The following is a 485-nucleotide window of genomic DNA, read 5'->3' on the forward strand; positions in this document are numbered from 1 at the left end:
CTGGAAGAAACCGTCACCAAACGGACCGCCTTCGGTACCCATTGGGGTTTGTTATACTTCTTTGGCCAGGATCCGCTCGTCATGCGTGATTTGCTAAAAGAACAGGAATCATTGGATTTCTATATTTAGTCGATTGGCGTTATTGGCATTACGTGTTGCAAGCAGAAAAAGTAGGAAAACAGTTTGATTGAATCCAATGTCATTGAAAATCCAGATCCGAATCATCCTTTGCTGATTGAACGGCTGGAAGAAGCCATTAAACAACTGCAACAGGCGCCAAGTTTCAGTAAACCCACTAAGGCTGGACGCTTGTTTGATATCGTAAAACGGGTATTACATGCAGATGACGGTTTTAAACTTATTACGCAGTATATTGATCGTATTGAACAGGCTGGAGCCTTTGATAATTCGGATTATGCCAAACCGCAAATCCTGATACCGGCGCTCAGTGCGCCGGCATTACTGAGCAATGATGTGTATACCGT

1 pseudogene is annotated in these 485 nt (G+C 43.7%); it reads left to right on the forward strand.

The window, feature by feature from the left end:
* Positions 1–183: 183 nt before the first annotated feature.
* A pseudogene (locus tag B3O33_RS00830) lies at positions 184–485 on the forward strand (hypothetical protein); the annotation flags it as partial.

Origin of the sequence: Methylophaga sp. UBA1464 (assembly GCF_002325665.1) — a bacterium.
Classification (GTDB): domain Bacteria; phylum Pseudomonadota; class Gammaproteobacteria; order Nitrosococcales; family Methylophagaceae; genus Methylophaga.